The organism is Prevotella multiformis DSM 16608 (genome assembly GCF_000191065.1).
Taxonomy (GTDB): Bacteria; Bacteroidota; Bacteroidia; order Bacteroidales; family Bacteroidaceae; genus Prevotella; species Prevotella multiformis.
Genome location: NZ_GL872282.1, coordinates 976,483 through 978,787 on the forward strand (window position 1 = coordinate 976,483; position 2,305 = coordinate 978,787).

Here is a 2,305-nt window from a genome sequence, read left to right on the forward strand (position 1 = left end):
ACATCTTAATATTGCCGAGACTCTTTGGCGCATCCTCAAGGGGAAATGGCTCAGACCTGTGGATTATCTCTATACAGACGCCTTGCTCTATGCCACCAACAGAGCTTTGGCGGCAATCGGGTCTGGACTCAAAATCAGTTTTACCCATGTAGCTTAGTATAAATTAATTCTTACGACCTACTTATTAATAAATCGTTTAGGTTTTCTTAAAGTACATCTTGATATGGACACGCATTTCTTGCATAGCGACTCCATGTTTTCTGCTGTTCTATGGAAAGATTTGAAGGGAGTTAACAACAAGAGCATATCTTCAAGTATCAAGAAATTCTGCAAGTACACTCGCCCTGAGATGGAAGCGTTGTCAAGCGAAGTAGACTTGCTTTATTTACTGGGTGTCCTCAATTCCTCAATGGCTGGTAAATTGTTGGCTGACCAACGAGGCGGAGATTATCACATCTACCCCGAGCACATACGCAATCTGCCTATCCCTATTGCGACTTCCAAGCAGCAAGAGGAGATAGCTCGGCTCGTCAGAGTCATCATGGAAAAGATACATGGCGGGCAAGACAGTGAAACGGAGCAACAGAAAGTCAATCAGATAGTTTCCGCACTATACATATAATGCATTTTCCTATTTCCTGATTAATGCGTATTTACGCAGAAAAAACGAATGGAATCTTGATATTGTGAGAAAATAGTCATATCTTTGCAGTCGCAAAGAATGCGTCTTTACGCATAAATAACTAATAGGAATGAATATAGAACGACCAATATATCTGCAAAGGTTAATTGGCCGACGCCACAATGGAATGGTAAAGATCATTACTGGATTGCGTCGGAGTGGCAAATCGTATCTGCTCTTTACACTTTTCTGCCAGTATCTTAAAGAACAAGGGATAGATGATACCCAAATCATCAAGTTGGATTTGGAGAACATTTATAATGAGCGTTATCGAAACCCTTTACCCTTGTTGGATTACATTAGCCAAAGGGTAACAGATACGAAGGAATACTTTATACTCATAGACGAGATACAGTTGCTTGACCGTTTTGAGGAGGTGCTGAACACGCTGCTGAAAAATCCGCAATTAGATGTGTATGTCACGGGCAGTAATGCACGCTTCCTGTCTAAAGATGTTGTGACGACTTTCCGTGGCAGGGGCGATGAGATACGCATCCATCCATTGAGTTTCAGCGAATATATGTCAGTGAAACCAGATGCTCCTTTCTTGGAAACACACCTCAATGAATATATGCTTTTAGGAGGATTACCCCAAACGGTAACGATGCCAACGGAGCAACAGAAGAAGAGCTATCTCCAGCAGCTTTTCTCTAACACCTACCTTATCGACATTAAAGAAAGGTACGGCATACGAAACGATGATGATCTGGAAGAGCTCATTGATGTCATTGCAAGCAGCATCGGAAGCCTTACCAACCCACAGAAAATAGCGAACACCTTCCGTTCCGCAAAGCGGAGTACCATCACCAGAGACACCGTCAAGACTTATCTGGACTACATGCAAGACGCTTTCCTAATGGAGCGTGCCGTTCGCTACGATATCAAAGGGCGTAAATACATTGATACTCCAGCAAAATACTATTTTGAAGACTTGGGATTACGCAATGTCCGATTGAATTTCCGTCAGACAGAACACACACACTTGATGGAGAATCTTATATACAATGAATTGCGAATGCGTGGCTATTCTGTGGATGTAGGACAGGTTATCCAAAACACGAAAAACGAAAAAGGAATAAGTGAACGAAAGCAGCTTGAAGTAGACTTCGTATGCAACAGAGGGCAAGACAGAATCTATATACAGTCGGCTTACGCTTTGTTATCTGAAGAAAAAACGGAACAAGAACTACGCTCACTCAAACAGATTAAAGACAGTTTTCTGAAAGTTGTCATCGTAGGAGGCATGCAGCCCACTTTCCGCAATGATGATGGTATACTCATTCTGAATATTTTTGATTTTCTGCTGAATAGAAGTGGACAGAATCTGTGACCCTCAAAAGAGGGCTTCGATATTGTTATTGGGAACCCACCGTATATTGACGCGAAAAAGCTAAAACACATTGCAAGCACTCTTAAAGAAAAATTTACTGTATATTCAGGTACGGCAGATTTGAGCATTTATTTTAATCAATACTCCGTTAATTTTTATGCTGCGTCAGCATCGAAACTAAATATCTCATTAATACTTTCTTTATTTAAAGGCGTGTTCGGGTTCTTCTCGAACACGTCAATAATTCGTTGCGCATAGTAGGCATTGACCATCTGCGCTTTAAGTCGACCGAC

2 protein-coding genes and 1 pseudogene are annotated in these 2,305 nt (G+C 41.5%); all 3 read left to right on the forward strand.

Annotation, left to right across the window (positions count from 1 at the left end; genetic code table 11):
- The first annotated feature begins 223 nt into the window (after nucleotides 1-223).
- Nucleotides 224-622: a restriction endonuclease subunit S domain-containing protein gene (locus tag HMPREF9141_RS04015; protein WP_007367211.1), complete on the forward strand. Its 399-nt coding sequence runs from the start codon at nucleotides 224-226 to the stop codon at nucleotides 620-622.
- Between the two features lie 130 nt (nucleotides 623-752).
- Nucleotides 753-2,012, forward strand: coding sequence for an ATP-binding protein (locus HMPREF9141_RS04020; protein WP_040554235.1), 1,260 nt, complete (start codon nucleotides 753-755; stop codon nucleotides 2,010-2,012).
- Between the two features lie 18 nt (nucleotides 2,013-2,030).
- Nucleotides 2,031-2,270 (forward strand): annotated as a pseudogene (locus HMPREF9141_RS13800) (Eco57I restriction-modification methylase domain-containing protein); the annotation flags it as partial.
- Between the last annotated feature and the right edge of the window lie 35 nt (nucleotides 2,271-2,305).

What these genes read in the sequence shown, in the direction of transcription:
- HMPREF9141_RS04015 (WP_007367211.1), top strand. Translation starts at nt 224, where the DNA reads ATGGACACGCATTTCTTGCATAGCGACTCCATGTTTTCTGCTGTTCTA.
- HMPREF9141_RS04020 (WP_040554235.1), top strand. Translation starts at nt 753, where the DNA reads ATGAATATAGAACGACCAATATATCTGCAAAGGTTAATTGGCCGACGC.